The 1,519-nt window shown below is 60.8% G+C and carries 1 protein-coding gene; it reads left to right on the forward strand.

Going from position 1 to position 1,519, the window contains the following annotated elements; translation table 11 throughout:
• Positions 1 to 1,519 (forward strand): methionine--tRNA ligase (gene metG, locus CW742_RS12650; protein WP_292420899.1); only part of this gene is annotated, 1,519 nt, incomplete at both ends.

Below are 1,519 nucleotides of genomic sequence, written 5' to 3' on the forward strand. Positions count from 1 at the left end.
ACGGTCTGGGGCTCGGACCACCACGGAACCCCGATCGTGGTCTCGGCCGAGGAGACCGGCACAACGCCCCGGGCGCTCTCGGAAAAATACCATAAGCACTTCGACGAGACGTTCAAACGGATGGGCGTGATGTTCGACCGGTTCGGGATGACCGACGATCCCGCAAACCATCACCGGACGCAGGACATAGTCTCGCGGCTTCAGGAGAACGGGTACATCTACAAGCAGGTAGTCCACCAGGCCTACTGCACGAAGTGCAAACGGTTTTTGCCCGACCGGTACGTGGAAGGGACCTGCCCGCACTGCGGCAAGCCGGCCCGGGGCGACGAGTGCGACCAGGGCTGCGGCAAGCACCTTGAACCGGGCGAGATTAAAGACCCTGTCTGCAAGGTCTGCGGCACGAAGGCGGAGTTCCGGGACCAGGAGCATTTCTTTTTCAAGCTCTCGGAGTTCAGGGACTTCCTCCTTCCCTATCTCGACCAGGTCCGGGGCACGACCAATGCAAAGAACTACGCCCTCGGGTGGATCAGGGACGAGCTCCATGACTGGTGCATCACGCGGACGCTCGAATGGGGCGTGAAGTTCCCGGGCCGCGACGACCTCGTGGTCTATGTCTGGGTCGACGCCCCGATCGGCTACATTGCGTTCACCGAAGAATGGGCGAAGGCGAACAACAAGGACTGGAAGCGGTACTGGTGCGGCGAGAACCGCGTCACGCACTTTATCGGCGGCGATATAATCTACCACCACTCGATCTTCTGGCCGGCTCTCCTGAAGGGTGCAGGTTACGGGGTGCCGCACGCGGTCGTGGCGAGCGGGATGGTCAAGGTCGACGACCACAAGTTCTCGAAGTCCCGGGGCTACGTGGTCTGGACGAACGACGATTACCTGGACAAGGGCCTGCCGGTTGACTACCTCCGCTACTACCTCCTCTCGTATACGAGCCACACCAAGGAGCTGAACTTTGCCTGGCCGCTCTTTGCGGAACGGATCAACAACGAGGTTGTCAACATCTTCGGCAACTTCGTGTACCGGATGCTCTACTTTGCGCAGAAGGAGTTCGAGGGAATCCCGGGAGGGGATGTCGATCCGGCGATCTTTGCCGAGATCGAAAAGACCCTTGCGAATGTCGACCAGCTGATGCGGGACTACGAGTTCAAGGGGGCGGTTGATGCGGTGATGGGCCTTGCCGCGTTCGGGAACACTTACATCCAGACCAACGCCCCGTGGAAACTGGTCAAGACCGACAGGGCTGCAGCAGCGCAGGTCATCAGGAACGCCTGCCAGATCGTCAAAGCCCTCGCCCTCCTCATCCAGCCGGTGATGCCGGATGCGGCGGAGCGCTGCTGGAAGGAGCTCGGTTTCTATGACGAGGTAGCAAAACACCCGGTCAGCGATGCGCTGCACCCGGTGCCCGAGGCCTGCCTCAAACCCCCCACGCCTCTCTTTGTGAAGATGGAGGAGGATCAGGTGAAGGAGCTCGATGCGCTCCTCCAGAAACGCGTGGCCGATGCTAACA

This window comes from Methanoregula sp., assembly GCF_002835825.1.
Classification (GTDB): Archaea; Halobacteriota; Methanomicrobia; order Methanomicrobiales; family Methanospirillaceae; genus Methanoregula.